Genomic DNA, 26,387 nt, shown 5'->3' on the forward strand with positions numbered 1-26,387 from the left:
GTGGCCGCCGGGGCGCCCAGCACGGGCGCAACGGCGGCCGCCGCGTTTCCGGCCGCTCCGGCGCGAACCGTTTCGGTACGAGCCGCTCCGGCGCGAGCTGCTTCGGCGTGAGTTACTTCAGCGCGAGCCAGGCCACCGCGGCGACGACCGCCACGGCGACGACGATACCGACGATCAGACCGATCCGCGGACCGCCGCCGGTCGCGGCGGCCTGCCGGCCCTGGGGTTCCTCGTCGACGAACGCGCGGAACATCTGGGTGCTGCCGGCGGGGTCGTGGTTGCCCTGCGGGCCCTGGGTGTTAGCCATGCCCCGAGACCCTAGCGAATGCCCGGTGAGGCGCCCAAGCGGGGGCGCCGGCAAGGGCCGGCGAGCGGTGCCGGTGAGGAGTGACGGGTGGCCCCGGCAGGGGGTGGCGGGCGGTTTCGCCGGTGCCGACACCCCCGGACCTGCGGGTTTACTTTCGCGATCACTTGCCTTTGCCAAGTTTTTGAGCCGGAGGGCCCGTTTTTATTTGCCTTCAGCAACCATCCATTCGTATCGTTGCCCTAAGCAATCAAAACGGGAGGTGCCATGGCCGAGCAGGCGCAGTACGAGGAACTGGTCCGACAGTTCAGCGCCTTCGGCGCCGTCAAGCGGGAGATGAACCGGATCATGCCGACCGGCTGCCCCAGCGGCTCCGCCGCCGTGCTGGCGCTGCTCGGCCGCCACGGCGACATGCGCATGAGCAGGCTCGCCGAGCTGCTGTCCGTGGACATGTCGGTCACCAGCCGCCACGTCGCCCATCTGGCCGAGCGCGGCTGGATCGAACGCTTCCCCGACCCCGCCGACAAACGGTCCCGCATCCTGCACCTCACCCCCGCTGGCCGGACCCAGCTCGACGAGCTGTTCCGGCGGTCCACCCAGCTCCTCGCGGAGCGCCTGGACGACTGGTCCGACGACGAGGTCAGCCGGCTCACCCAGCTGATGACCCGGCTCAGGGACAGCTTCGGCGACTGCCGGGCGGCGCCCCGCCCGGCACCTCCCGTTCCCGAACAGACCACCCGTACACCCGCAAGCACGTAAGAGAAGGAAGTCCATGGCAACGACCACACCGAACGGTGTGCGGGCTCATGCCAAGCACGGGGGAGGCTCCTCCGCAGACGCTCCGATGACCCATCGGCAGATCATGGAGGCGCTGTCCGGGCTGCTGCTCGGCATGTTCTGCGCCATCCTGTCGTCGACCATCGTCACCAACGCCCTGCCCGAGATCGTGGGCGACCTCGGCGGCGGCCAGAGCGCCTACACCTGGGTCGTCACCGCCTCGCTGCTGACGATGACCGCCTCCACCCCCCTGTGGGGCAAGCTCGCCGACCTCACCAGCAAGAAGCTCCTGGTCCAGGCGGCCCTGGTCGTCTTCGTCATCGGCTCCGTCGTGGCCGGTCTGGCGCAGAACCCGGGCATGCTGATCACCGCTCGGGCCATCCAGGGCCTGGGCGCCGGCGGTCTGTCCGCCCTGGCGCAGATCATCATGGCCGCGATGATCTCCCCGCGCGAGCGCGGCCGGTACTCCGGCTACATCGGCGCCACCTTCGCCGTCGCGACCGTCGGCGGCCCGCTGCTCGGCGGCGTGATCACCGACACCAGCTGGCTCGGCTGGCGCTGGTGCCTCTACGTCGGCGTGCCCTTCGCGATCCTCGCGCTGGTCGTGCTGCAGAAGACGCTGCACCTCCCCGTGGTCAAGCGGAAGGTCAAGGTCGACTGGGCCGGCGCCTTCTTCGTCACCGCGGCCGTCTGCCTGCTGCTCGTCTGGGTCACCTTCGCCGACGACAAGTACGACTGGATGTCCTGGCAGACCGGCGTCATGGTCGGCGGCGCGATCGTCCTGACGCTGATCTTCCTCTTCGTCGAGTCGAAGGCCGACGAGCCGATCATCCCGCTGCGCCTGTTCAGGAACCGCACCATCGCGCTGGCCTCGCTGGCCTCGCTGTTCGTCGGCATCGCGATGTTCGCGGGCACCGTCTACTTCAGCCAGTACTTCCAGCTGGCCCGGGACAAGTCCCCGACGATGTCGGGCGTCATGACCATCCCGATGATCGGCGGCCTGTTCATATCGTCGACGGTCTCCGGCATCGTCATCACCAAGACCGGCAAGTGGAAGAGCTGGCTGCTGGTCGGCGGCGTGCTGCTCACGGCGGGCCTGGGCCTGCTGGGTACCATGCGCTACGACACCCCGTACTGGCGCATCGGCGTCTTCATGGCGCTCATGGGTCTCGGCGTCGGCATGATGATGCAGAACCTGGTCCTGTGCACGCAGAACCAGGTGGCCCCGAGCGACCTGGGCGCGGCCTCCTCCGTCGTGACCTTCTTCCGGTCCCTCGGCGGCGCGGTGGGCGTCTCCGTGCTCGGCTCGGTCATGTCCAGCCGGATCAGCGGCTACGCCCAGGACACCATCGGGCAGCTCAGCCCGCAGGAGCAGGCGGCGGCCGCCCAGGCCTCCGGCAGCGGCACGATCCCCGACATGGACCTGCTGCCCCCGGCCATCCGCACCTGGCTGGAGAGCGCCTACGGGCACGGCATCGCCGACATCTTCCTGTACGTCGCGCCGATCGCCCTGCTCGCCTTCCTGGTGACGCTGTTCATCAAGGAGGTCCCGCTGCGGACCTCCGGCGCGCTGGCCCAGGCCGCTGAGGCCGCGGACGGGACCGCCCCGGCTCCGGCACCGGCGGAGGCCGCCCGCGTCGCCGCCGAGCCGGTTCCGGCCGGTGCGGTGGCCGCCGTGGCACCGGAGCCCCAGGGCGCCGCGGCCACGCAGCGCCTCACCGCCGTCGCCACGGCGGCCGGCCCCGGTGAGCCGGAGGCACCCGTCTCCGCCGGCGTCCCGGTACGCGGTGTCGTGCGCGGCGCCGACAGCGTGCCCGTGCCGCAGGCCGCCGTCACGCTGATCTCGCTCGGCGGGCGTCAGCTCGGCCGGTCGGTGGCACAGGCCGACGGCGCGTACGCGGTGGACGCGCCCGGCGCCGGGTCGTACGTCCTGATCGCCGCCGCCGACGGCCACCAGCCGCAGGCGTCCACGATCGTCGTGAACGGCGAACCCCTCGCCTACGACATCCTGCTCAGCGGCACCAGCGGGCTGACCGGAGTGGTCCGCACGGCGGACGGCGGGCTGCCGGTGAAGGACGCGATGGTGATCGTCACCGATGTGCGCGGCGATCTGCTGGCCACCGGGAGCACCGGTGAGCAGGGCGAGTTCTCGTTCGCCGAGCTGGTTCCGGGCGCGGTGACCGTGGCGGTGAACGCCGCCGGGTACCGGCCGCGCGCCCTGCCCGTCGAGGTGGGCGGCACCGGGGTCACCCGGGTCGAGGTCGACCTGGAGACCGGCGCCCAGGTGCGGGGCGTGGTCCGCGCCCCGCACGGGCCGCTGGCCGACGCCCGGGTCACCCTGGTCGACGCGGCCGGCAACGTGGCCGGCACGGCGACGACCGGTGCGGACGGGGCGTACGCCTTCGCCGATCTGGACGGCGGCGAGTACACCGTCATCGCGACGGGCTACCCGCCGGTGGCGACGGCGCTGACCGTCTCCGGCACCGGTGTCGACGACCACGACATCGAGCTCGCCCACCCGGGCGAGTAGCGAGATCCCGGCCCGTGGCGGGCGGGCGCGTCCTGTAGCGGAGACGCGCCCCCGCCGCGGGCCGGTCCGTTCACGACCATTTTGTACGCGTATGAGCATGTGCAGGGAGAAAACGGGATGCCACTGACCGCGAGGATCCGCACCCGGGACGGATGGGCCGTGTCGCACGCGGTCGTCACGGTGACCGACGGGACCGGTACGCAGGTGCTGCGCGCCGGGGCGGACGCCGAGGGCGCCGTCCGGGACACCACCGCGCTGGCGCCGGGGGCGTACACCGTCGTCGTCACCGCGGTCGGGTACGCGCCCGCCGCCGCCAGCGCCATCGTCACCGCGAGCGGGCGGGCCGAGGTCGGGACGGTGACGCTGGCCCGGCAGGGCGGTACCGAGCTGCCGCCGCCGGGGCCGTGGACCGTGGACCCGGCGCACTCGAGCGTGGCGGCCGTCGCCCAGCACCTGGGCATCTCCAGCGTGCGGGGCCGGTTCACCGAGTTCGCGGCCACGGTGGAGATCGCGCCGGACGACGTCGCCAAGTCCCGTGTGGAGGCGGTGATCCGGGCGGCGTCCATCGACACCGGCAACGGGATGCGCGACACCCATCTGCGGTCCGCGGACTTCCTGGACGTCGAGCGGTACCCCGAGATCACCTACCGGTCCACGGGTCTGACCGAGGCGGGCTCGGACCGCTGGACGGTCCACGGCGAGCTGGCCATGCGGGGTGTCGTCCGTCCCGTCGACCTCGACCTGGCCTACCTCGGCACCGGGGCGGACCCGTGGGGCGGCACCCGGGCGGCCTTCCGCGCCACGGCCGAGCTGCGGCGCGAGGACTTCGCGATGAACTACAACCAGGTCGTCCAGGCCGGCATCGCGGCCATCGGCACGACCCTCCGGGTGGAGCTGGACGTCCAGGCCGTGCAGGGGGAGTCGCTCCCGGCCGCGTGAGGTCCCGTCAGGAGCCGCCGGGTGGGCCGGACGATGGGGAGGGCGAGGTCGCGCGGTGGGACGTTCTCCCGCCGCGGGGCGCGCACCGGGCCGCCGAAGGCGCCCCCCGGGGCGTACGCCACCTGCCGCGCCCGGCACCCTCGTGTACGGGGTGGTCCGCCCGGACGGCGTGGCGAGCCGCGTGCCGGAACCGGCGGACCCGCGCCGCGACGCCCCCGTGTACGTCGGCCTCCCGGCGGCCGGGGCGGCCTAGTCTGACGCCATGGCACCGAACATCGCGACGAACACCCGCGTCTCCCTCGACGAACTGCTGGACTTCGTACGGCCCCGGCACCGGGCGATCCTGCTGACCCGGCGGGCCGACGGCGGCCCCCAGGGATCACCGCTGACCTGCGGGGTCGACGACTCGGGCCGGATCGTGGTCTCCACGTACCCCGAGCGCGCCAAGACCCGCAACGCCAAGCGGGACAGCCGGGTGAGCCTGATCGTCCTCAGTGACGAGTGGAACGGGCCGTGGGTCCAGATCGACGGCACCGCCGAGGTGGTGGACTCGCCCGAGTCCGTGGAGCCGCTGGTGGAGTACTACCGGAACATCGCCGGCGAGCACCCGGACTGGGACGAGTACCGCGCCGCCATGGTCAAGCAGGGCAAGTCGATCATCCGGATCACCCCGGAGCGCTGGGGCCCGGTGGCGACCGGCGGTTTCCCGGCGCGGCTGGTCGAGGGGGAGCAGACGGGTGAGGGCGGTGACAGGGGATGTCACCGCCCTCGTCCCCCGTCGGGGGGCGTCAGTCGTCGGTCGTCTTCCGCGTGAGGTCGTAGAAGGTGGCCGAGCCGGCCGTCACCTCCTCGAAGTTCTCCTGCACCCAGGTGGAGATCTGCGAGGAGCTTCCGGAGTCGCCGCCCATGCCGCCTCCCATGCCGCCTCCGGCGACGAAGTAGTGGATCTTCCCGTCCGCCACGTACTCCTTGAACTGGGCGAGTGTCGGGGACGGGTCGGTGCCGTTGAAGCCGCCGATCGCCATCACGGGTTCACCGGTGGCGAGCTGGTAGCTCGCGGCGTTCTGGGCGCCGATGGCCGCGGCGGCCCAGGTGTAGTCGCCGGCGTCGGCCTCCAGCAGCTCCTTCGCCTCGGAGTCGACGTCCGCGCCGCCGAGCAGACCGCCCATGCCTCCGCCGCCCCCGTCCATACGGCCCTCGGCGCTGCCGCCGGTGCCGTTCCCCGGGGCGCCCTGGCCGTTCTGGCCTCCCTGGTTGTTCTGGCCGTTCTGGCCCATGGGCCCGCCGCCGGGGAAGCCGCCGGTGCCGTTGCCGCCCGTGCCGGGCGGGGTCTGCCCCTGGCCCTGACCGCCCTGCTGCCCCTGGCCGCCGGGTCCGCCCCCGCCGGGAAAGCCGCCGCGAGCGCCGCCCCCGCCGGGACCGCCACCCATGCTCGCCCCGGCCGGACCTGCGGTGACGATCGAACCGGTGTGTCCCTCCCGCACGGTGCTCAGCGTGTACGCCGTCGGACCGGCCAGCGCGGCCACCAGGCCCAGCCCCGCCGCCGCGAACGCCACCCGGCGCCCCACCCTGCCCGCGAAGACCAGCCCGAGGGCCGCGACCAGCCCGCCGACCAGGACCAGCCACTTCAGCCACGGCAGATAGTCGGGCGTGCGGTCGAGCAGCACGTACCCCCAGGCGGCCGTGGCCGTGACGGCCGCCGCCAGGGCGAGCGACGCCCACGGTGCCCGCCGCTTCTCCCACAGGGCCACCGCGCCCATGCCGGCCACGGCCGCGAGGTAGGGAGCGAGGGCCACCGTGTAGTACTGGTGGAAGATGCCCGCCATGAAGCTGAAGACGACCATGGTCATCAGCAGCGAGCCGCCCCACACCAGGAACGAGGCGCGGGCCAGGTCGGTCCGCGCGGCCTTGCGGGTGAGGACCAGGCCGGCGACGAGCAGGATCAGCGCGGCGGGCAGCAGCCAGGAGATCTGGCCGCCGATCTCGGAGTTGAACATCCGGTCCCAGCCGGTCTCCCCCCACTGTCCGCCGCCGCCCATGCCACCGCCACCGCCGCCCCCGACGCTTCCGGTCTCCTCGCCGTTGAGCCGGCCGAGGCCGTTGTAGCCGAAGGTCAGCTCCAGGAAGCTGTTGTTCTGCGAACCGCCGACGTACGGCCGCGACGACGCCGGCCACAGTTCGACGACCGCCACCCACCAGCCGCCGGAGACGACCAGCGCGACGGTCGCCAGGGCCAGTTGCCCCAGCCGCTTCCGCAGCCGCACGGGCGCGCAGACGCCGTAGACCAGCGCGAGGGCCGGGAGGATCAGGAAGGCCTGGAGGGTCTTGGCGAGGAACGCGAGACCGATCGCGGCCCCGGCCCACACCAGCCACTTCGTACGGCCGTCCTCCAGGGCGCGGACGACGAGGTAGCAGGCGACGGACATCAGCAGCGCCAGCATCGCGTCCGGATTGTTGAACCGGAACATCAGCGCCGCGACCGGGGTGAGCGCGAGGACCGCGCCCGCGATCAGACCGGCAGCCGGGCTGAAGCGGCGGCGCACGGCCGCGTACACGACGGCGACCGTGCCGACGCCCATGAGCACCTCGGGCACCAGGATCGCCCAGGAGTTCAGGCCGAAGATCCGCACCGACAGCTCCATCGGCCACAGCGAGGCCGGGGGCTTGTCCACGGTGATGGCGTTCGCCGCGTCCAGCGAGCCGAAGAAGAACGCCTTCCAGGACTCGCTGCCCGCCTGGACGGCCGCCGAGTAGAAGGAGTTGGCGTATCCGGAGGCGCTCAGGCCGTAGAGGTAGAGCAGTCCGGTCGCCAGCAGCAGGCCGAGGAAGGCGGGGCGTACCCAGCGGGGGTCCTCGGGCCGGCCGCGCCACGCTCTGCGGGCCAGCGGCCCCCGGGGTTCACCGGGCGCGGTGTGACGGGCCGGGGCCGGGGGTCCCCAGGCGGCGGGGTCCGCCGGAGGGCTCGGCTGGTCGTACTGCGTGGTCATCGGAAGTCCCTCGGTTCGGAGTCGGAAGGCCGGGACGGACGGGTGGGGAGCGTCGAACGGACCGGCTGGAGCGGCAGGGTCGCGTCCTGCCAGGCGGGGGCGGCGGGGGCGTCCTGCCAGGAGGGCTCGGCGGGGGTCTCGTGGGACCGGTCGCGGTCCGGGAAGACCCACGCGCGGAAGAGCAGGAACCGCAGCACGGTCGCCGCGAGGTTCGCCGCGATGAGCACCGCCAGCTCGGTGGAGTGGGCGGGGTCGCTGGTCGCGGTGTTGAGCGCGGCGAGCGAACCGCTGGTCAGGGCGAGACCGATGCCGAAGACGACCAAGCCCTGCGCCTGGTGCCGTACGGCCCCGCCACGTCCCCGCACCCCGAAGGTGAGCCGCCGGTTGGCGGCGGTGTTGGCGACCGCCGAGACCAGCAGGGCCAGCCCGTTGGCGACCTGGGAGCCGGTGAAGGTCCGGAAGCCGCTGTAGAGCAGCAGGTAGAAGAGGGTGGACAGGACGCCGACGACGCAGAAGCCGACCAACTGGCGGGCCAGTCCCTGCGGTACGTCCTGGAGGGTGCGGTCGCGCGGGTCGTCGCCGAAGGGGCGGGCGAGCCGGTCCAGCGGCAGCGAGCCGGTGGCCAGGGCCCTGCCGACCCGCCAGACGCCCTTGAGGTCCTCGGTCGCCGTCCGCACGATGTGCACGGTGGAGTCGGGGTCGTCGACCCAGTCGACCGGCACCTCGTGGATGCGCAGCCCGGCGCGCTCGGAGAGGACCAGCAGCTCGGTGTCGAAGAACCAGCCGCTGTCCTCCACCAGCGGCAGCAGCACCTGGGCCACGTCACGGCGGATCGCCTTGAACCCGCACTGCGCGTCGGAGAAGCGGGCCTGGAGCGAGCCGCGCAGGATCAGGTTGTACGAGCGGCTGATGAACTCCCGCTTGGCGCCGCGCACCACGCGGGAGCTGCGGCTCAGCCGGGAGCCGATGGCGAGGTCGGAGTGGCCGGAGATCAGCGGGGCGACCAGCGGCAGCAGCGCGTTGAGGTCGGTGGACAGGTCCACGTCCATGTAGGCGAGGACGGGGGCGTCCGAGGCGGACCAGACGGTCCGCAGCGCCCGGCCGCGGCCCTTCTGCTCCAGGCGCACCGACCGCACCTGGGGAAACCGTTCCGCCAGCCGGGCGGCCACGTGCGGGGTGCTGTCCGTGGAGGCGTTGTCGGCGATCGTGATGCGGAAGGCGTAGGGGAAGGTGCGGGTCAGGTGCTCGTGCAGTCTGCGGACGCACGGCTTGAGGTCCTTCTCCTCGTTGTAGACGGGGATCACGACGTCCAGGACCGGCGTGCCCGCTCCGGCGGCCGGGAGGTGCTCCCGCGCCGGCAGGGTGCCGGGAGAAGAATCGGTTCGCATGGGACCGACTCTGCTCAGGCGCCCTGTCCTGCCCATGTGGTGACGCTGTGCCGTGGCTGTGAGTACGGCTCGGGCGCCAACTTCGTTTCCACAGCGGGGAGATGGAGCGTGAACGCGGTGTGTCCGGGCACGCTGTCGACGGTCACGGCACCGCCGTGGGCGGTCGCCACGGCCTGCACGATGGCCAGGCCCAGACCGGTCGAACCGGTGGCACGGGTGCGCGCGGAGTCGCCGCGCGCGAACCGTTCGAAGATGCGCGGGAGCAGCGCGGGCGGGATGCCCGGCCCGTCGTCGACCACGTCCACGCGGAGCCAGGGCCCCTCGCGGCGCACCCGGGCGGTGACGGTGGTGCCCGGCGGGGTGTGGTTGCGGGCGTTGCCCAGCAGGTTGACGAGGACCTGCTGGAGCCGGGCGGCGTCGGCGCACACCGGCGCGGGCTCGTCGGGCAGCTCGAGCCGCCACACGTGCTCCTGCCCCGCGGCGCGGGCGTCGCTGATGGTGTCCACGACGAGCGGTACGAGGTCGGTCTCCTCGAACCGCAGCGGCCGGCCCGCGTCCAGGCGGGCGAGCAGCAGCAGGTCCTCGACGAGCAGGGTCATCCGGCTCGCCTCGGACTCGATCCGCCCGAGCGCGTGCCGGGTGTCGGGGCCGACCTGCTCCCGGCCGCGCCGGGTGAGTTCGGCGTACCCCCGGATGGAGGCCAGGGGCGTGCGCAGCTCGTGGCTGGCGTCCGCGACGAACTGCCGTACCCGCGTCTCGCTCTCCTGGCGGGCGTGCAGCGCCCCGTGGACGTGGTCGAGCATCCGGTTGAGCGCGGCGCCGACCCGGCCGACCTCGCTGTGCGGGTCGCACTCGGACTCGGGGACGCGCTCCTCGAGGTTCACCTCGCCGGTGTGCAGGGGCAGTTCGGAGACGCGGGTGGCGGTGGCGGCGACCTTGCGCAGGGGGCGGGTGGCGACGCCGACGATGACGGCTCCGGCGAGGGAGGCGGCGATCAGTCCGGCGGCGGTGACGCTGATCTCGACGAGGATCAGGGTGTTGACGGTGTTGTCGACGTCCGCGGTGGGGAGGGCGACGTAGAACTCGCCGTTCCGGCCGCTCTCGTACTGCACCCGGTAGTCGCCCAGGCCCGGGATGCGCACGGTGTGCTGGTGGAGGTCGCGCGGGACGGTGGTGACGGCCGCGAGCTGGGCCGCGGTGAGCCGGGTCGCCTCGGACGTCGGGACGCCGTCCTGCGTCTTGAGCTTGCTGACGATCCCGTCGGTGACCCGGCCGTCCTCGATGGTGACGCCGATGGTGCCGATGCCCTGCGGTCCCATGGTGACGAAGTCGAGGGGGTCCTCGCCCCTCAGGAGCTGAGGGGGCGGCCCGTTCTTCTCCGGACCGCCCGCGGCGCGCTTGGCGACCTCGCTCACCTGTCCGTCGAGCTGCTCGTACAGATGGGACCGCAGCGCCAGCGTGGTCACGGACCCGATCACCGCGCACACCACCGCGATCAGCACCACGGACGCGACGACGAGCCGCGTCCGCAGGGTGCGCGGGGTGCGCGCCCGCCGCCGCGGACGCGGCCGCCGTCGTCCGCTCATGCGACCGCGGGCTTGATCATGTAGCCGGCGCCGCGCCGGGTGTGGATCATCGGCTCCCGGCCCGCGTCGATCTTCCGGCGCAGGTACGAGATGTACAGCTCGACGACGTTCGCCTGCCCGCCGAAGTCGTACGACCAGACCCGGTCGAGGATCTGGGCCTTGCTGAGCACGCGCCGCGGATTGCGCATGAGGAAGCGCAGCAGCTCGAACTCGGTGGCGGTGAGGTGGATGTTGTCGCCGCCGCGGGTGACCTCGTGGCTGTCCTCGTCGAGGGTGAGGTCGCCGACGACCAGCATCGACTCGGAGCGGCGGTCGGCCGCGCCGGAGCGGCGAATCAGTCCGCGCAGCCGGGCGACGACCTCCTCCAGGCTGAACGGCTTGGTGACGTAGTCGTCGCCGCCGGCGGTCAGTCCGGCGATGCGGTCCTCGACGGCGTCCTTGGCGGTGAGGAACAGCACGGGCACGTCGGGGAGTTCACGGCGCAGCCGGCCGAGGATGGCCAGGCCGTCCATGTCCGGCAGCATCATGTCCAGGACGACGGCGTCGGGCCGGAACTCGCGTGCAGTGCGGAGGGCCCCCTGGCCGTCCCCGGCGCTGCGGATCTGCCAGCCTTCGTACCGCAGGGCCATGGACAGCAGCTCGGTGATCGACTGCTCGTCGTCCACCACAAGCACGCGGACGGGGCTCCCGTCCGGCCTCAGCAGTTCGGTGCGCCCCTGGGGCGAGATCGTGGTCATACCGCACACGATGTCCGCGCCCTCTGAGAACACCCTTTCGGCAACCTGTGTTTTACCTGAGAAACTCACAGGCTGTTCTCAGGCGGGGCGGCCCCCGCTCAGCCGGGCGGCAGACCGAAGAGCCGGGCCGCGTTGTCGTGGCAGCCCGCCCGCAGCCAGGCCTCCTCGAGGTCCAGCCGCTCCAGCACGCGGAGCTGGTGGAGGCAGAGGTAAGGAATGTCGGGGAAGTCCGAGCCGAGCAGGATCCGGTCGCCGAGGGCGGCCGGCCCGGGCAGGGAACTCCCGTCATGATGCCGGAGCGGACACCCGGCGGCTGTACGACGGATGCGCCGACGGCGTCCAGTGCGTGCCGGGCCCCGGATCAGAACAGCCCGTCCTGCGCCGCCCGGTCCCTGACCGCCCTGACCGGCACCGCGAACTCCCGTCCCGGGGCCGGGAGCAGGTCCCACCCGGTCAGCAGCCGGGTGTCCAGCACCACGACCCCCTTCCCCGTCGCCAGATGCAGATCGGGACCGGCGGCGGCCACCAGCTCCCCGCTCACCGCGCCCCCGGCGACCAGCTCGCTCACCTCCCCCACGGCGGCCGGCACCCCCGCCAGCCCGAACACCCCGACGTGATCGACCGGCCGGAACGGCTCACGGGCGAGCGACTCCGGCCATCCGTCCAGGGCGACCGCCCGCGCGTGCAGCCCGGCGATCTCGGCCGCCCGCTCCTCCTCCCCGTCCGGGAGGACCGCCCGCACCGCCCGCTTGCCGGCGTACGGGATCCGGTCGGGCACCCGGAGCGCGGCACGCAGCAGCTCCTCGGTGCGCCGCGCCGCCATCAGCGGCCCGGTCCCCAGCCAGCTGAAGCAGACCGCCCCCTGTTCCAGCAGCCGCGCCGGCCCCCGCTGTACGGCGGTGATCCCGACCTTGGTCATCCCCGGCCCGAACCACGCCAGGTACACGCGGTAGGGCCGCCGATCGTCCACGAGGGTGTCGGCGGCCACCGAGTGCGCCCGGTCCAGCCGGGCGCACTCCTCGCAGCGCGCCCCCGTGCTCCGCCCCGGGACGGCCGCCCCGAGCGGACACGCGTGCCCCCGTGCCCCCACGCAGGTCCGTACTCCCCCTTCCCCGACCCCGAAGGCCACCCGTTTCCCCCGGGGCAGCGCGGAGCGCCGGCCACCCTCCCACGCCAGCACCGGACCGTCCGCCGACCACCGCAGCCCCGAGCATCTCCACGCCTGTGCCATCTCCGACGAGACTAGGGGGCACCACTGACAACGCCCGCGCACCGCCTCCCGGCAGGGAACACACGCCGAGGTGCCGAGCGGGAACCGGAGTGCAAACCTGGTGGAGGGGCCGCAACGCTCGGGGACAGCCGAAAGGTCGGACACATGGCGAGCAATGTCAGCGGCACGCGCCACCACCAGGCCGGGTGGGAGGCCAGGAGTCCTTGGGCGACGAGCTGGACGGCGGCAGCGGCGGTCCTGATGACGTTCGGCGGCATCATGGCGGTCTTCCAGGGCATCGCCGCCATCGCCCAGGACGACGTCTTCGTCGCCACCCGGAACTTCACCTACGAGTTCAGCCTGACCGGCTGGGGCTGGGTCCACCTGATCCTCGGCGCCCTGGTGACCGTCGCCGGTCTCGCCCTGTTCACCGGGGCCACCTGGGCCCGCATGGTGGGCGTCGCACTGGCCGGGCTCAGCATGGTCGCCAACTTCGTGTGGCTGCCGTACGCACCGGTCTGGGCGGTCGCCCTCCTCGTCATCGACGGCTTCATCATCTGGGCCCTGTGCGCACCACGCCGCGAGTCCCGGACCTAGAGCGCGCGTCCGCGGACCGGAACGCCCTGTGGCCCTGGCTGGTCCAGGCGGCGGGCGTGGCGGCGATGGTCACCGCGTACTTCCTCCTGCCCCTGGACCGTCTGGGTCCGCGCCGCCCGGCCCTGAGCTGGCTCCTCTTCGGCCTGGCGCTGACGCTGATCGCGCTCCTGCTGCTGCGGCAGGTCGTGCACGTCCTGCTCGGCCGCCCGGACGTCCGCCCGGGGCTGGTCATCCCCCTGCTGATGTGCCTGTCCCTCCTGGTCTTCGCGACCACCTACCAGGCCCTGGCCCAGCGTCCCGGCGAGCTCGACGGCATCGCCACCCGCCTCGACGCCCTCTACTTCACGGTGGTCACCCTCGCCACCGTCGGCTACGGCGACATCACCCCGCACGGCCAGGCGGCCCGGCTGGTGACCATCCTGCAGATCCTCTACACCTTCGTCTTCCTCACGGCGGCGGCCACCGCCCTGACCAACCACCTCCGCGCCGCACTCCGGCGGCACGAGAGCCCTCACCGTCCGAAGTGACCCCGTGTCGCGAGCCGGAGTGACCGGCGCCACACTGGAAGGGGCGGGGGCGCACCCTGTACCGCGTACCGCACCTTCCCGAGGGGTGTCCGCTCATGAGCGGCATAACGGCAACCACGTTCGACGGCCTGCGCGAGACCCTGCGGGGACGGGTCGTCACACCGCAGGACACGGAGTACGACGAGACCCGCGGCATCTACAACGCCATGATCGACCGGCGCCCGGCCGCCATCGCCCGGTGCGCGGGCGCGGCGGACGTCCGGGCCACCGTCGCCTTCGCCCGGGAGACCGGGATCGACCTCGCCGTCCGCGGGGGCGGCCACAGCGGGCCGGGGCTGTGCCTGGTCGACGGCGGGCTCACCCTGGACCTGTCCCCGATGCGCTGGGTGCGGGTCGACCCGGAGACCGAGACCGCGCAGGTGGGCGGGGGCGGTCAACTGGGCGACCTGGACCACGAGACGCACGCCTTCGGCCTCGGCGTGCCGGCCGGGATCATGTCGACGACGGGCGTCGGCGGTCTCACGCTGGGCGGCGGGCACGGGTACCTGACCCGCGCGTACGGACTGACGGTCGACAGCCTGATCGCCGCCGACGTCGTCCTCGCCGACGGCTCCTTCGTCACCGCCACCGAGAAGGAACACCCGGACCTGCTGTGGGCGCTGCGCGGCGGCGGCGGCAACTTCGGCGTGGTCACGTCGTTCACCTTCCGGCTGCGGCCGGTGCACACGGTCGGGGTCGCCGTGACCGTCTGGCCCATCGACCGCACGGCGGAGGTGCTGCGCTGGTACCGGGAGTTCCTGCCCGCCGCGCCCGAGGACCTCTACGGATTCTTCGCGGTGCTGTCCGTCCCGCCCGGCCCGCCCTTCCCGGAGCCGATCCACGGGCAGAAGATGTGCGCCGTGATCTGGTGCTACACCGGTGACCTGGAGTCCGGCCGGCTGGAGGACGTCCTGTCCGTGGTCAACGACCCGGCCCCGCCGGCCTTCCACTTCACCACGCCGATGCCGTACCCCGCCCTGCAGAGCATGTTCGACCCGCTGATCCCCAAGGGCCTGCAGTGGTACTGGCGGGGCGACTTCTTCGACTCCATCCCGGACGAGGCCGTCGCGGTGCACGAGCGGTACGGCCACGCCCTGCCCACCGACCTGTCGACGATGCACCTGTACCCCGTGGACGGAGCGGCCCACCGGGTCTCCCCCGGCGACACGGCCTGGGCCTACCGGGACGCCGTGTGGTCCGGCGTCATCGCGGGCGTCGACCCCGACCCGGCCAACGCCGACCTGCTCCGGCAGTGGTGCGTCGACTACTGGACCGACCTGCACCCGCACTCCATGGGCGGCTCGTACGTCAACTTCCTCGGCGAATCAGAGGGCCCCGAGCGCGTCCGCTCCACCTACCGCGACAACTACGACCGCCTGACCGCGGTCAAACGCGCCTACGACCCGGACAACTTCTTCCACGCCAACCAGAACATCCCGCCGTCCGCGGCCTGATCCGAGGCTCTGGACAGACCGGCCGGCGACGGTCGTACAGGCCGCGCTTCGGGCCGGCAAGGACGCTACGGGACAGACCTGACGCGGCCTGCCGGGTCTCAAAACCGGGTGTGGGCCTGTGCCAGGATCGCGGGATGCTGCGACTCACCGATTTCATCATCGACTGCCCGGACACGATGAAACTGGCGGCTTTCTACTCCGAGGTCACGGGCCGTCCGATCAAGGAAGGCAGCTCCGAGGACTGGGCCGGCATCAAGTTCGGCGAGATCGAGCTGGCCTTCATCCGGGTGGACGACTACCGCGCTCCGCAGTGGCCCGACAGCGAGCACCCCAAGCAGTTCCACCTCGACTTCGAAGTGGATGACATCGAGTCCGAGCAGCGCCGCGTCCTCGACTTCGGCGCGACGCTGAGGCAGGACTTCGTCGGCCCCGAAGGCTACGGCTGGCGGATCTACACCGACCCGATCGGCCACCCCTTCTGCCTGTGCCGCAACAAGGGAGTCATCTGGACCGACCAGGGCCCGGTCTGGCCCGAACGCGACTGATCAGCCGCCCGCTTCCCCACCCGCCGCTCTTCCCGGCTTCCGTCCCGTCCACCGCCCCGGCCGGAGGCGGAGCCGGTCCGGGTACGGCGGCGGGCCGGCACGGTCGGCACGACAAAGCCCCCTCCAGGAGGATCCTGGAGGGGGCTTCGACCTATGTGCACTCGGCAGGATTCGAACCTGCAACCTTCTGATCCGTAGTCAGATGCTCTATCCGTTAAGCTACGAGTGCTTGTCTCTTCAGTTTTCTCGCCGCTCCCCGGTCCTTTCGGCCCGCTCGCGGCGACAGGAAGAACATTACATGACTGCCGCCGTCATGTGAAATCCGTTTGGCTCACCCCTTGTGACCTGCGCAAACGCGGGATCGGCGGGGAGGAGGGAACGACGAAGCCCCGGCCGTAGGACCGGGGCTTCGTGAGGTGGCGGAGGCGGAGGGATTTGAACCCTCGATGGGCTTTAAGGCCCAAACCGCATTAGCAGTGCGGCGCCATAGACCGGACTAGGCGACGCCTCCATGCACAGAACCTTCCGCGCGTGAGCGCGAGCGGATTCGGTGCGTGCCGATGATGACACATCCGTGTGGGGTGTCACCAATCGCCACCCACGGTACTAGGCGGAGAGCCCGCAGGGCAAAGCACTTCCGGCCGTCGCCCCGGTGTGGCGCAACGTCCCGCGCGGTGGCGCGTTGGTCAGGTCATGTCTCACCTCATCCCACGGAACCCCGTCGCCGCCCGTCCCGGACTGCGGCGGCTCGTCGTCGGTGCCGCCGTCTCCGTCGCGGCCCTCACCTCGCTGTCCACCGCGCCCCCGGCGGCGCACGCGCAGGACGCGCCTCCGCGCGGTGACCGCCTCACCGTCACCGTGCGCGACGCGGGCGGCGGGGCGGACGGGACGTACGAGGTGCGGTGCCGGCCCAGCGGCGGCGACCATCCCGACCCCGCCGGGGCCTGCGCGGCCGTCGAGCGGAACACGCGGTGGGGGCGGGACGCCTTCGCCCCGGTGCCGCGGGACACCGTCTGCACCCTGCAGTACGGCGGGCCCGCCACCGCCCGCGTCACCGGCACCTGGGCCGGCCGTCCCGTCGACGCGGTCTACGACCGTACGAACGGATGCGAGATCGCCCGCTGGGACCGGCTGGTGCCGCTGCTGCCCGAAGCGGGCGCCGCGGGACGCGGGTGAGGGAGATCTCCGGGAGCCGCGGGAGTGGCGGGAGTGGCGGAGGCGCGTGGGGCGGCGTGAGTGGCGGGGGCGCGTGGTGGCGAGTCGGGGCACAGGGGGCGTAAAGGTCCCGCGAAGGTTCGTGGCACGTCGGCGCAGGCAGTCACGGGTTCCGGACGTACCGGACGTCACATCGCCGTCACTTCCCCGTGCGACGTCCGTCCCATCCGGCGTCGCGAGAGCAATCCCAGCCCTTAGACTCCCTCCGTGACACGCTGCGGGCAGGTTGGCAAGATGGCCCGAGCGGTCGGCACGTCGCGGTAACAGGGAGGAAGCGTCTCGTGAGCAGCAGGCCATCCCGGGGCACTGCTCGCCTCGCAGCCATACTGGACGCCCTTCCGGACGCCCTGGTCCTGGTCAACGCCAACGGGACGGTCGTCAACGCCAACGCCATCGCCCTGGAGGCGTTCGAGACCCCGGGCACGGCGCTGGTGGGGCGGGGGCTGCTGGATCTGCTGCCGCAGTTCGACTCCAAGCTCATCCCCGGGTCCATGCGGCGGCCCGACCACATCGATCCCCGGGCGCGCACCAAGCCGACGCGGATGATCGCCCGGCGGACCGACGGGACCGAGTTCCCGGTCGAGGTCACCAGTGCGAATCTGGAGACCGGCCAGCAGGCGTACGACACGTACGGCTACACCGGCGACGAGCTGCTGATGCTCGTCGTCCGCGACCTCTCCGGCACCGTCGACACCGAGGCCGAGCTGGCGCGTTCGCAGCGGCAGACCGAGATGATCCTGCGTGCCGCCTCCGAGGGCGTCGTCGGGACCGACACCGACGGACGGATCGTCCTCGTCAACCCGGCCGCCGCCCAGATACTGGGTTACCGGGCCGGTGAACTCGGCGGGCGCGAACTGCACACGCTCGTCCTGCACTCGCGCGCCGACGGCTCCCCCTTCCCCTACGACGAGTCCCCGCTCGCCGACACCCTGCGCTCCGGGCGCAAGCACCGGGTGCGCGGTCAGGTGCTGTACGCCAAGAACGGCGACAAGCTGCCGGTCGACCTGACGACCGCGCCGGTGCGCGACGGCGACCAGCTCGTCGGCGCCGTCATGACGTTCCTCGACCGCCGCCCCCACGACGCGCTCGTCGAGGAGAAGGAGAAGGCCGAGCGGGAGCACGCCGAGGAGCTGGAGCGGCTCGCCGAGGAACACGCCTCCGAACTCACCGCCCTGCGCCAGGGCCACGTCACCGAGCTGGAGGAGCTGCGCGAGCAGCACGCGGAGGAACTCGCCGCGAACGAGGAGCGGTACGCCGCGCTCGGCGAGCGGGAGAAGGACCGCTACGAGGCCCTCGCCGCGCGCCACGACCAGCTGCTCACCCTGCTCGGGCGGTCCCTGCGGGGCCCGCTGGACGAGCTGCGCCGGGAGCTGTCCGCGCTGGCCGCCGACGACGCCGGGCAGCTGTGGCCCGAGGCCAACCAGGTGCTCCACCACCTGTCGGCCGGCTACGCCCGGATCACCACCCTCATCGACAACGTCCTCGGCTACCAGCGGCTCGACGCCGGCGGTGAGCAGGTCGCCCGTACGAAGGTGATGCTCGACGCCGTCGTCGCCGCCGGGGTCGACGGGGCCGTGGAGCTCATCGGGCCCGGACGGGTGCAGTTCGCGGTGCACGCGCCGCCCATCGAGGCCGAGGTCGACCCGCGGCTGCTCGCGACCGCCCTCGCGCACCTCGTCGCGGACGTCGCGGGTGTCGACGCGACCGGCAACACGCCCGTGTCGGCGGGCGGCTACCTGGACAACACGGTCGTGGTCGCGGCGGCGCAGCGCGGCGAGGTCGTACGCGTCGAGGTGCGCGGACCGTACGGCGGCGGCGACCCGGTGCACGAGCCGATCGTGCGCGGCATCGTCCGGGCGCACGGCGGTGTGCTGCAGACGCACGAGGTGCCCGGGATGAGCGGCAGCGCGTTCGTCCTCGAGGTGCCGATCGGGGGCGGGGCGGGGTCCGTGGCGGCCACCCCGGACACGGCGGTTCCGGCCGAGGAGGACGTTCCGGCCGCTCCCGCCGTTCCCATCGATCCGGCCCCCGGTGGCGGAGGGCGGCGCCGGGCGCGGCGCGCGTCCGTGGACGCCTTCCTGGAGAGCGAGGTGCCGGGTCCGGACGACGGTTCCGGTACGGACTCCACGCCCACCGGCCGGCGCAGGCGCCGGGCGGTCGCCGCCGTCGACGACGAGCCCGTGCAGGCGTCCGGCGGCACCGGGCGTCGGCGTGGCCGGCCGGCCGAGGACGCGCCGGCCGCGGCGGGGGCCGAGGTCGAGCTCGCCGGGGCGGCCGGGGTGTCCGAGGGTGCCGTCGTCACCGCCGCCGAGCACGCGGCGGGGGCCGCCGCGTCGAACACGGGGCTGGGCGGGACCGTACCGCCGCAGGGGGTGCCGGTGCCGTCCGGGCGGCGTGCCCGGCCCGAGTCCGGCGAACAGCACGCGTTGCCGCCGGCGCTGCCCGCGCCGTCCGGCGTGGACGGAGCGGGCGACGCGCCCCAGGCCGGGGTCGCGGTGCATGTTCCGGCTCAGGCTTCGGGGCAGTCGGAGCCGACGGGGCGGCGTCGGCGGGCCCTGGCCGCCGCCAACGAGCGGGCGGCGGCGCAGGAGGCCGCGCCCCGTACGGTGTTCGCGCTGCCTCCGGCCGAGGCGGACCAGGAGCAGCAGGCCGGGGAGGCGGCACAGGCCGAGGCGATCGGGCGGACAGCGGCGACCGGGCAGGCCGGGGTCGACAACGGCCGCCATGACGCCGTTCCGCACGGTCAGGCCGACGACCACACTCCGCCGCAGCCCCATCCCACCAGTGCCCCGACGGGCCGCCGTCGACGGGCCGCCGTTCCGCCGGCGGAGCCCGACGGAACCCCCGCCGAAGCTCCCGCTCCGACCGCTCCGACGGTGACCGCACAGGCTCCGGTGGCCCCGGTGGCCTCGGCGCAATGGGGGGCGGCGCCCGTCGCACCACAGGGGGCGCCTGTCACATCGCAGGGGGCACCTGTCGCACCGCAGGGGGCTCCGGTGCCGCCGCAGGGGGCTCCCGTACCCGTACAGGGTGCGGCTGTTCCGGTTCCGGGTGCCGCGGTCCCGCCACAGGGGACTTCCGTTGCGCCACAGGGCGCACCCGTGCCCGCACAGGGTGTGGCCGTGCCCGCACCCGGCGCCCCGGTACCGGGCGCTCCGGTACCGCCGCAAGGTGCCGCGGTCCCGCCGCACGGAGCCCCCGTACCCGCACAAGGTGTGGCCGTTCCCTCACAGGGCGCACCCGTACCCGCACCCGGCGCGGCAGTTCCGGGCGCTCCCGTACCCGGCGCCCCGGTACCGCCGCACGGCGCCCCCGTACCCGCACAGGGCGCCACCGTCCCGCCGCAAGGCGCCCCCGTCGCACCCCAGGGTGCTCCGGTCCCGCCGCAGGGTGCCACGCCCCCGGCGCCCGGGGCTCCGGTACCCGCACAGGGCGCGGCCGCTCCCCCGCAAGGGACTCCCGCACCGGCACCCGGTGCCGCGGTGCCGCCGCAAGGCACCACCACACCCCCGGTCCCCGGCGCTCCCGTACCCGCACAGGGACAGGCGCGGGCAGCGGCGTCGCAGCCGCTGCCCCCCGCGCAGCCGCTTCCCGCCGAGGCCGCTCCCGTTGCCGCGGCCGGAGGCGCCCCCGCCCCCGCACCCGCCCCGCAGCAGTGGCCCGCCGCCGGTGACACCTCCGGTGCCGGTACGGCCGTACCGGTGGCCGCGGGCCCGTCGCAGCCGACCCCCGCCGCCGGCACCCCGTTGCCGCCCGAGGGCGCGCCGGTGCAGCGGGCCGCTCAGCCGTTGCCCGCGGAGGCCGCGGCGCCGGTCGATCCGAACTCCACGCAGGGGCGGTCGATCAGCGTGCGGACGCTGGGGCAGGGCGTGCCGTTCAACCGGCAGGCCGCCCAGGTGCAGCAGCCGCTGCCGTCGGCCACGCCTCCCCCGCACCAGCCGGGCGGCTCCGGCCGCCGCCGCAAGCTCGGCACGCGACCCGACCCGGCCCCGGACAACGAGCAGAACGCGCGCCCGCACCCGTCGGCCGAGCCCGTATCCGTACCCTCCCCCGCGCACGCGCCGGCGCACTCCCGGCGCGCGCCGGGGACCGAGGGCACCGGACGGTCGTACGCCATAGGGGCGCCCGACGCGGACGCCGCCGAGGGACCCGAGCCGCTGGACGGTCCGGGCGGGGCCGTCGAGGTGGCGGACCCGCCGCGTCCGCAGCCGATGGACGACGAGCTGCCCCCGGAACCGCTGGACAACCCGCGTCGGCTGCTGGTGTGGCCCGCGCCGGACGTCACCACGCAGCAGGCGCTGAGCGACCGCGGCTACCGGCCGGTGATCGTGCACTCGCGCGAGGAGGTCGACGCGCAGATCGCGGCGTTCCCCGCCGCGCTGTTCGTGGACCCGCTGACCGGGCCGATCACCCGTACGGCCCTGCAGTCGCTGCGGCAGGCGGCGGTGGCCGCCGAGGTGCCGGTGCTCGTCACGGCCGGGCTCGGACAGGCCTCGCGCGATGCCGCGTACGGCGCCGATCCCGCCGTACTGCTGAAGGCGCTCGCACCGCGCGACAGCGAACAGCACCCCCCGCGCGTGCTGCTGATCGAGGAGCACGCGGAGATCGCGCTGGCGCTGACCGGGACGCTGGAGCGGCGCGGGATGCAGGTCGCGCGGGCCGCGAGTGACGCCGACGCGGTGGCGCTGGCGGGGCAGTTCCGGCCGAACCTGGTGGTGATGGACCTGATGCGGGTGCACCGGCCCCAGGCCGGGTCCCCCGGGATCGTCGACTGGCTGCGGGCGAACGGGCAGCTCAACCGCACCCCGCTCGTCGTCTACACGGCCGCCGTCGGCCAGGCGGACCTGCCGCGGCTGGCCTCCGGCGAGACGGTGCTGTTCCTGGCGGAGCGGTCCACCAGTGAAGAGGTGCAGGACAGGATCGTCGATCTGCTGTCGCGGATCGGGACCAACTGACCGGCACCGGCTGACCGGCACCACCTGACCGGCACCGGCTGACCGGCACCGGCTGACCGGCGTCACCTGACCAGCACCGGCCGGCCCGCGCCGCCGTCAGCGGGCGATCAGGCGGCGGGCCGCCTCCTTCACGGACGCGCGCAGCCGGGCACGGTCGTCGGCCCCCTCACCGGCCAGGATGCGGCGCATCTGGGGAACGACCGCCGTCCAGTTGGCCAGCGCGGTCAGCAGGAACAGCAGGTCGCCGGCCGGGATGGCGTCGGTGACGACTCCGCGCTCCTGGCCGTCCCGGAGCAGGGCGACCTTGCGGACGTAGTGCTCCTGGCGTTCGTCCTCGTGGGGCAGCTCGTCGGTGCCGTACTCCAGGCCCTCCCAGAAGAGCAGGCGCAGCAGTTCGGGGTGGGCGGCGTGGTAGTCCATCAGCCGGTCGACCCAGCCTTCGATGTCGTCCGGGTCGACGGGGACGGACTCGGCGAGGTCCAGCATCTTCCGCTCGAGGACGATCGCGAACAGCTCCGCCTTGTTGCCGAAGTAGGCGTAGATGAGCTGTTTGTTGGCCTTCGCCTCGGCCGCGATGCGGTCGATGCGGGCACCGGCGATGCCGTGACGGGCGAACTCGGCGACCGCCGCCTCGAAGATCCGGGCCTTGGTGGCCTCGGGGTCCCTGACTGCCATGGAGACATGGTAACCAACTGTTTGGTTGACAGGGAATCCGGAGGGGACACAGACTGTTCCCCCATCAGTCAACCAACCAGTTAGTTGTTAGAGCAGGCTCGAAGGGGTATCCCGCTCATGTCCTCAGTGCCCAGCGCCACCACCACCGGCCGGCAGGCCCGCAGGTCACCGCTCCCGGCTCCAGGAACGGGGCCGGGCCCGTCCCGCGGCTCCGCCGCGTTCCTCGCGCTCATCGCCGTCTGCACCGCGGTCACGGCCGCCAACATCTACCTCGCCGCGCCCCTGCTCTCCCTGATCGCCCGCGACTTCGGCTCCACCCCGTCCGCCGTGGCCTGGATCGCCTCGGTCGCCCAGCTCGGGTACGCCGTCGGCCTGCTCTTCTTCGCCCCGCTCGGCGACACCGCCGACCGGCGCCGGCTGGTCACCGTCCTCACCCTGGTCACCACCGTGGCCCTGCTCGCCGCCGCCGTCGCCCCCGGCACCGGCGCACTGGCGGTCGCCGTGTTCGTCGCCTCGGCCGGGACCGTCGTACCGCAGCTCCTCGTCCCGCTGGTCGCCGAACGCGCACCCGCCGCCCGCCGCGCCCGCCATGTCGCGGCCGTGATCGCCGGCCTGTTCACCGGCATCGTCGCGGCCCGGGTCCTCGGCGGACTCGCCGGGCAGGCCTTCGGCTGGCGGTGGGTGTTCGCGGGCGCGGCCGCCCTCACGCTCGCCCTGGGCACCGCCACCGCCCTCGTCCTGCCGTCCGGACGGCGCCACCGCGACGGCTCGCTGTTCGGCGGTCTCGCCGCGCTGCCCGGGCTGCTGCGTCGCTCGCCCGAGCTGTGGCGCGCGTCGGTGCGCCAGGCGGGGATGTTCGGCGCGTGGAGCGCGCTGTGGACCTCGCTCGCCCTGCTGCTGACGGGCCCGGCCTACGGCATGTCCACCGCCACCGCCGGGCTGTTCGGCCTCTTCGGGCTCGCGGCGAGCGCGGTGGCGCCGCTGGCGGGCGGGCTCGTCGACCGTTTCGGCGCCGCCCGGGTCGTACGGGGGGCGTATCTGCTCGCGGCCGTCTCCGTGCCGCTGTTCTGGCTGGGCGGGCAGGTCGTCTGGGCGCTGTTCGTCGCCGCGGTCGCGATCCACGCGGCCTTGGTCGCCTCCCACGTCGCCAACCAGACCCTCGCCCTGACCACCACCTCCAGCCCGGCCGTCGCCAACACGGCCTACGTCGTCTCCGGCTTCGCCGGCGGCGCCACCGCCTCGGCCCTCGCGGGCCCCGCCTTCACCCACTTCGGCTGGGGCGGGGTGTCGGCGGTGGCGGCGGTCTGGCTGGCACTGGGCTGGGGGATCACGGCGGTACGACGGTGACCGGCGCCGCCGGGCGGTGAGGTGCCCCCGGACGCCATCTCGGGTACCGCCTCGGTTGCTCCTTCGCCGCCCGGTACGTACGGCGTACGCCGGTCGGATCCGGACGGCGTCCGGCTCCCCCTCGGCGTACGCCGGTGCCGGATGTCAGAGCCGGGTGATGTCCAGCGCGCCCTCGGCGTACTGCCTGCGCAGCACCTTCTTGTCGAACTTGCCGACGCTGGTCTTCGGCACCGACGCGATCACCGCCCAGCGCTCCGGGAGCTGCCACTTGGCGATCCCGCCCTCCTCCTGGAGGAAGGCCCGCAGGGTGGTGAAGTCGGCGGTGGAGCCCTCCTTGAGGACGACCGTGGCCAGCGGGCGCTCGCCCCACTTGTCGTCCGGGACGGCGACGACGGCGGCCTCGGCGACGTCCGGGTGGGCCATCAGCGCGTTCTCCAGCTCGACCGAGGAGATCCACTCGCCGCCGGACTTGATGACGTCCTTGGCGCGGTCGGTGAGGGTGAGGAAGCCGTCGGGGGAGATCGTGCCCACGTCACCGGTCTTCAGCCAGCCGTCCTCGCTGAACTTGTCGGCCGGGCGCAGGGGTTCGGCATCGGGGCCGTTGTAGTAGGCGCCGGCGATCCACGCGCCACGGACCTCCAGCTCACCGGCCGACTCGCCGTCCCAGGGGAGGCGTTCGCCGCCGGGGCCGGTGAGGCGGGCCTCGACGCCGGCCGGGAAGCGGCCCTGGGTCAGCCGGTAGGCGAACTCCTCCTCGGTGCCCACGGCGTGGGCCGGCGAGCGGGCGATGGTGCCGAGCGGGGAGGTCTCCGTCATGCCCCAGGCGTGGCAGACCCGCATGCCCAGCTCGTCGAACGCCTCCATCAGGGAGGGCGGGCAGGCGGAACCGCCGATGGTGACCTGGGTGAGGGAGGACACGTCACGCGGCTTGGCGGTCAGCTCGGCGAGCAGGCCCTGCCAGATGGTGGGGACGGCGGCGGCGTGGGTCGGTCGCTCGGCCTCGATCATCTCGGCGAGCGGGGCGGGCTGCAGGAAGCGGTCCGGCATCAGCATGTTGACGCCGGTCATGAAGGTGGCGTGCGGCAGGCCCCAGGCGTTGACGTGGAACTGCGGGACCACGACCAGCGAGGTGTCCTGGTCGGTCAGGCCCATCGACTGCGCCATGTTGACCTGCATGGAGTGCAGGTAGATGGAACGGTGGCTGTAGATCACGCCCTTGGGGTCGCCGGTGGTGCCGGAGGTGTAGCACATGGCGGCGGCGGCGCGTTCGTCCAGCTCCGGCCAGTCGTAGGCGACGGGCTGTCCGGCGAGCAGGTCCTCGTACTCGTGCACCCGCGCGGTGGCGTCCGCCAGCGCGGAACGGTCCCCGGGCCCGGAGACGACCACGTGCTCGACCGTCTTCAAGTGCGGCAGCAGCGGGGCGAGGAGCGGGATCAGCGAACCGTTGACGATGATCACCCGGTCGGCGGCGTGGTTGACGATCCACGCGAGCTGCTCGGCCGGCAGGCGGAGGTTCAGGGTGTGGAGGACGGCGCCCATGGAGGGGATCGCGAAGTACGCCTCGACGTGCTCGGCGTTGTTCCACATGAGGGTGGCGACCCGGTCGTCGCCGGTGACGCCGAGGTCGTCGCGCAGGGCGTGGGCCAGCTGGGCCGCCCGAGCGCCGATCTCCGCGTAGGAACGGCGGTGCGATGCGCCCTCGCCGGTCCAAGTGGTCACCTGCGAGGTGCCGTGGATCGTCGACCCGTGGGTCAGGATCCTCGAGATCAGCAGCGGTACGTCCTGCATGGTGCTCAGCACGGCGTCCTCCTGGGCGACATTGCCTGCGGGGCGGTACGGGTTGCGCTGATTCTGCGCACATACCGCGCGGTATGTCACTAGGGGAGCGAATGATCGATCACGCCGCGCCGCCGGGCCGGAGCGCCTCAGCCGCGGACGAGCCCCAGTTCGGCGTCCTCGCGGAGCTTGCCGAGCGCCCTCGACACGGCCGACTTCACCGTGCCCACCGAGACGCCGAGCACCTCGGCCGTCTGCACCTCGCTGAGGTCCTCGTAGTACCGCAGCACGACCATCGCCCGCTGCCGCGCGGGCAGCCGCATGACCGCCCGCCACATCGCGTCGCGCAGCGCCTGCTGTTCGGCCGGGTCACCGCCGCCGGGCACCGGGTCGGGCTCGGGCAGCTCGTCGCAGGCGAACTCGTCGACCTTGCGCTTGCGCCACTGCGAGGTGCGCGTGTTCAGCAGCGCCCGGCGCACGTAGCCGTCGAGCGCCCGGTGGTCCTCTATGCGCTCCCAGGCGACGTACGTCTTGGTGAGCGCGGTCTGCAGCAGGTCCTCCGCGTCGCTCGGGTTCCCGGTCAGCGACCGGGCGGTACGCAGGAGCACCGGCTGGCGAGCCCTCATGTACGACGAGAACGACGGGTACGGGAGGGTCTGCGCCGCTGTCGCTGGAGTGGCGGCTTTCGAAGCGCTGGTGCAGACGGGTGTGGTCATGACTCAACGCTATGAGCGGGTCCGGTCCGGCGGATCGCCCGCAGGTCCCGAAGACGCGTCCCCCTCAGGTTGTAGGGGTGCGG

At 73.3% G+C, this 26,387-nt stretch carries 19 protein-coding genes, 2 tRNA genes and 2 pseudogenes; 11 read left to right on the plus strand and 12 right to left on the minus strand.

Going from position 1 to position 26,387, the window contains the following annotated elements:
- Nucleotides 1–112: 112 nt before the first annotated feature.
- Nucleotides 113–307 carry a hypothetical protein gene (locus tag ACH5AO_RS22845; RefSeq protein ID WP_217128810.1) on the minus strand — a complete coding sequence of 65 codons (195 nt, stop codon included), beginning with the start codon at nucleotides 305–307 and terminating at the stop codon, nucleotides 113–115.
- A 264-nt stretch (nucleotides 308–571) separates the two neighbouring features.
- On the opposite strand from ACH5AO_RS22845, the gene ACH5AO_RS22850 reads away from it, so the two are divergent.
- The 4 genes and pseudogenes from ACH5AO_RS22850 to ACH5AO_RS22865 form a co-directional block, all read left to right on the plus strand.
- Nucleotides 572–1,063 carry a MarR family winged helix-turn-helix transcriptional regulator gene (locus ACH5AO_RS22850; protein WP_398927421.1) on the plus strand — a complete coding sequence of 164 codons (492 nt, stop codon included), beginning with the start codon at nucleotides 572–574 and terminating at the stop codon, nucleotides 1,061–1,063.
- Between the two features lie 13 nt (nucleotides 1,064–1,076).
- Nucleotides 1,077–3,611 (plus strand): MFS transporter, encoded by a 2,535-nt coding sequence (locus ACH5AO_RS22855; RefSeq protein WP_398927423.1) that lies wholly within the window; start codon nucleotides 1,077–1,079, stop codon nucleotides 3,609–3,611.
- A gap of 117 nt (nucleotides 3,612–3,728) precedes the next feature.
- Complete coding sequence (locus tag ACH5AO_RS22860; RefSeq protein ID WP_398927425.1) at nucleotides 3,729–4,550, plus strand: YceI family protein; 822 nt, start codon at nucleotides 3,729–3,731, stop codon at nucleotides 4,548–4,550.
- Nucleotides 4,551–4,812: 262 nt separating this feature from the next.
- Nucleotides 4,813–5,280 (plus strand): annotated as a pseudogene (locus tag ACH5AO_RS22865) (PPOX class F420-dependent oxidoreductase); the annotation flags it as partial.
- Nucleotides 5,281–5,338: 58 nt separating this feature from the next.
- On the opposite strand, the gene ACH5AO_RS22870 reads toward ACH5AO_RS22865, so the two are convergent.
- The 6 genes and pseudogenes from ACH5AO_RS22870 to ACH5AO_RS22895 form a co-directional block, all read right to left on the minus strand.
- Entirely contained in the window at nucleotides 5,339–7,537 is a 2,199-nt protein-coding gene (locus ACH5AO_RS22870; RefSeq protein ID WP_398927427.1) for an ArnT family glycosyltransferase, read from the minus strand.
- Nucleotides 7,534–8,925 carry a glycosyltransferase gene (locus tag ACH5AO_RS22875; protein ID WP_398927429.1) on the minus strand — a complete coding sequence of 464 codons (1,392 nt, stop codon included), beginning with the start codon at nucleotides 8,923–8,925 and terminating at the stop codon, nucleotides 7,534–7,536. The genes ACH5AO_RS22870 and ACH5AO_RS22875 overlap by 4 nt, the downstream gene beginning before the upstream one ends.
- Before the next feature lie 14 nt (nucleotides 8,926–8,939).
- The gene (locus ACH5AO_RS22880; protein WP_398927431.1) at nucleotides 8,940–10,511 is read right to left on the minus strand and encodes a sensor histidine kinase; all 1,572 of its coding nucleotides are present in this window, start codon (nucleotides 10,509–10,511) and stop codon (nucleotides 8,940–8,942) included.
- A complete protein-coding gene (locus tag ACH5AO_RS22885) occupies nucleotides 10,508–11,248 on the minus strand; it encodes a response regulator transcription factor (RefSeq protein WP_398927433.1) in 741 nt (246 codons plus the stop codon). The genes ACH5AO_RS22880 and ACH5AO_RS22885 overlap by 4 nt, the downstream gene beginning before the upstream one ends.
- Nucleotides 11,249–11,346: 98 nt before the next feature.
- Nucleotides 11,347–11,526 (minus strand): annotated as a pseudogene (locus ACH5AO_RS22890) (amidohydrolase family protein); the annotation flags it as partial.
- 83 nt (nucleotides 11,527–11,609) lie between these two features.
- Nucleotides 11,610–12,479 (minus strand): DUF2797 domain-containing protein, encoded by an 870-nt coding sequence (locus ACH5AO_RS22895; protein WP_398927435.1) that lies wholly within the window; start codon nucleotides 12,477–12,479, stop codon nucleotides 11,610–11,612.
- A 144-nt stretch (nucleotides 12,480–12,623) separates the two neighbouring features.
- Here ACH5AO_RS22895 and ACH5AO_RS22900 point away from each other — a divergent pair, with 144 nt between their 5' ends.
- From ACH5AO_RS22900 to ACH5AO_RS22915, 4 genes are all read left to right on the plus strand, one after another.
- Complete coding sequence (locus ACH5AO_RS22900; protein WP_398927437.1) at nucleotides 12,624–13,055, plus strand: hypothetical protein; 432 nt, start codon at nucleotides 12,624–12,626, stop codon at nucleotides 13,053–13,055.
- 65 nt (nucleotides 13,056–13,120) lie between these two features.
- Nucleotides 13,121–13,582 (plus strand): potassium channel family protein, encoded by a 462-nt coding sequence (locus tag ACH5AO_RS22905; protein WP_398927643.1) that lies wholly within the window; start codon nucleotides 13,121–13,123, stop codon nucleotides 13,580–13,582.
- A gap of 95 nt (nucleotides 13,583–13,677) precedes the next feature.
- Nucleotides 13,678–15,075 (plus strand): FAD-binding oxidoreductase, encoded by a 1,398-nt coding sequence (locus tag ACH5AO_RS22910; RefSeq protein ID WP_398927439.1) that lies wholly within the window; start codon nucleotides 13,678–13,680, stop codon nucleotides 15,073–15,075.
- Nucleotides 15,076–15,209: 134 nt separating this feature from the next.
- Entirely contained in the window at nucleotides 15,210–15,620 is a 411-nt protein-coding gene (locus tag ACH5AO_RS22915) for a VOC family protein (protein ID WP_398927441.1), read from the plus strand.
- Nucleotides 15,621–15,776: 156 nt separating this feature from the next.
- Here ACH5AO_RS22915 and ACH5AO_RS22920 read toward each other — a convergent pair.
- Nucleotides 15,777–15,849, minus strand: a tRNA-Arg gene (locus ACH5AO_RS22920).
- A gap of 188 nt (nucleotides 15,850–16,037) precedes the next feature.
- Nucleotides 16,038–16,131: transfer RNA gene (locus tag ACH5AO_RS22925), tRNA-Ser, on the minus strand.
- Nucleotides 16,132–16,313: 182 nt separating this feature from the next.
- On the opposite strand from ACH5AO_RS22925, the gene ACH5AO_RS22930 reads away from it, so the two are divergent.
- Nucleotides 16,314–16,796 (plus strand): SSI family serine proteinase inhibitor, encoded by a 483-nt coding sequence (locus tag ACH5AO_RS22930; protein ID WP_398927443.1) that lies wholly within the window; start codon nucleotides 16,314–16,316, stop codon nucleotides 16,794–16,796.
- A gap of 320 nt (nucleotides 16,797–17,116) precedes the next feature.
- The gene (locus tag ACH5AO_RS22935; protein ID WP_398927445.1) at nucleotides 17,117–21,790 is read left to right on the plus strand and encodes a PAS domain-containing protein; all 4,674 of its coding nucleotides are present in this window, start codon (nucleotides 17,117–17,119) and stop codon (nucleotides 21,788–21,790) included.
- Between the two features lie 96 nt (nucleotides 21,791–21,886).
- Here ACH5AO_RS22935 and ACH5AO_RS22940 read toward each other — a convergent pair whose 3' ends face one another.
- A complete protein-coding gene (locus ACH5AO_RS22940) occupies nucleotides 21,887–22,465 on the minus strand; it encodes a TetR family transcriptional regulator (protein ID WP_398927447.1) in 579 nt (192 codons plus the stop codon).
- 117 nt (nucleotides 22,466–22,582) lie between these two features.
- Here ACH5AO_RS22940 and ACH5AO_RS22945 point away from each other — a divergent pair, with 117 nt between their 5' ends.
- Nucleotides 22,583–23,812: an MFS transporter gene (locus tag ACH5AO_RS22945; RefSeq protein WP_398927449.1), complete on the plus strand. Its 1,230-nt coding sequence runs from the start codon at nucleotides 22,583–22,585 to the stop codon at nucleotides 23,810–23,812.
- A 144-nt stretch (nucleotides 23,813–23,956) separates the two neighbouring features.
- On the opposite strand, the gene ACH5AO_RS22950 is transcribed toward ACH5AO_RS22945, so the two are convergent.
- Both ACH5AO_RS22950 and ACH5AO_RS22955 read right to left on the minus strand, forming a co-directional pair.
- Nucleotides 23,957–25,600 carry a long-chain fatty acid--CoA ligase gene (locus ACH5AO_RS22950; protein ID WP_398927644.1) on the minus strand — a complete coding sequence of 548 codons (1,644 nt, stop codon included), beginning with the start codon at nucleotides 25,598–25,600 and terminating at the stop codon, nucleotides 23,957–23,959.
- A gap of 137 nt (nucleotides 25,601–25,737) precedes the next feature.
- Complete coding sequence (locus ACH5AO_RS22955; RefSeq protein ID WP_398927451.1) at nucleotides 25,738–26,304, minus strand: SigE family RNA polymerase sigma factor; 567 nt, start codon at nucleotides 26,302–26,304, stop codon at nucleotides 25,738–25,740.
- Nucleotides 26,305–26,387: the final 83 nt, after the last annotated feature.

It is taken from the genome of Streptomyces sp. NPDC018964, assembly GCF_044390325.1.
Taxonomy (GTDB): domain Bacteria; phylum Actinomycetota; class Actinomycetes; order Streptomycetales; family Streptomycetaceae; genus Streptomyces.

Excerpts from the sequence above, each read along its gene's own strand:
- ACH5AO_RS22855 (WP_398927423.1), top strand. The coding sequence starts at position 1,077 with ATGGCAACGACCACACCGAACGGTGTGCGGGCTCATGCCAAGCACGGG.
- ACH5AO_RS22930 (WP_398927443.1), top strand. The coding sequence starts at position 16,314 with ATGTCTCACCTCATCCCACGGAACCCCGTCGCCGCCCGTCCCGGACTG.
- ACH5AO_RS22940 (WP_398927447.1), bottom strand. The coding sequence starts at position 22,465 with ATGGCAGTCAGGGACCCCGAGGCCACCAAGGCCCGGATCTTCGAGGCG.
- ACH5AO_RS22955 (WP_398927451.1), bottom strand. The coding sequence starts at position 26,304 with ATGACCACACCCGTCTGCACCAGCGCTTCGAAAGCCGCCACTCCAGCG.
- ACH5AO_RS22870 (WP_398927427.1), bottom strand. The coding sequence starts at position 7,537 with ATGACCACGCAGTACGACCAGCCGAGCCCTCCGGCGGACCCCGCCGCC.
- ACH5AO_RS22945 (WP_398927449.1), top strand. The coding sequence starts at position 22,583 with ATGTCCTCAGTGCCCAGCGCCACCACCACCGGCCGGCAGGCCCGCAGG.
- ACH5AO_RS22905 (WP_398927643.1), top strand. The coding sequence starts at position 13,121 with ATGGTCACCGCGTACTTCCTCCTGCCCCTGGACCGTCTGGGTCCGCGC.
- ACH5AO_RS22900 (WP_398927437.1), top strand. The coding sequence starts at position 12,624 with ATGGCGAGCAATGTCAGCGGCACGCGCCACCACCAGGCCGGGTGGGAG.
- ACH5AO_RS22895 (WP_398927435.1), bottom strand. The coding sequence starts at position 12,479 with ATGGCACAGGCGTGGAGATGCTCGGGGCTGCGGTGGTCGGCGGACGGT.
- ACH5AO_RS22910 (WP_398927439.1), top strand. The coding sequence starts at position 13,678 with ATGAGCGGCATAACGGCAACCACGTTCGACGGCCTGCGCGAGACCCTG.
- ACH5AO_RS22875 (WP_398927429.1), bottom strand. The coding sequence starts at position 8,925 with ATGCGAACCGATTCTTCTCCCGGCACCCTGCCGGCGCGGGAGCACCTC.
- ACH5AO_RS22880 (WP_398927431.1), bottom strand. The coding sequence starts at position 10,511 with ATGAGCGGACGACGGCGGCCGCGTCCGCGGCGGCGGGCGCGCACCCCG.
- ACH5AO_RS22915 (WP_398927441.1), top strand. The coding sequence starts at position 15,210 with ATGCTGCGACTCACCGATTTCATCATCGACTGCCCGGACACGATGAAA.
- ACH5AO_RS22845 (WP_217128810.1), bottom strand. The coding sequence starts at position 307 with ATGGCTAACACCCAGGGCCCGCAGGGCAACCACGACCCCGCCGGCAGC.
- ACH5AO_RS22950 (WP_398927644.1), bottom strand. The coding sequence starts at position 25,600 with ATGCAGGACGTACCGCTGCTGATCTCGAGGATCCTGACCCACGGGTCG.
- ACH5AO_RS22850 (WP_398927421.1), top strand. The coding sequence starts at position 572 with ATGGCCGAGCAGGCGCAGTACGAGGAACTGGTCCGACAGTTCAGCGCC.
- ACH5AO_RS22885 (WP_398927433.1), bottom strand. The coding sequence starts at position 11,248 with ATGACCACGATCTCGCCCCAGGGGCGCACCGAACTGCTGAGGCCGGAC.
- ACH5AO_RS22860 (WP_398927425.1), top strand. The coding sequence starts at position 3,729 with ATGCCACTGACCGCGAGGATCCGCACCCGGGACGGATGGGCCGTGTCG.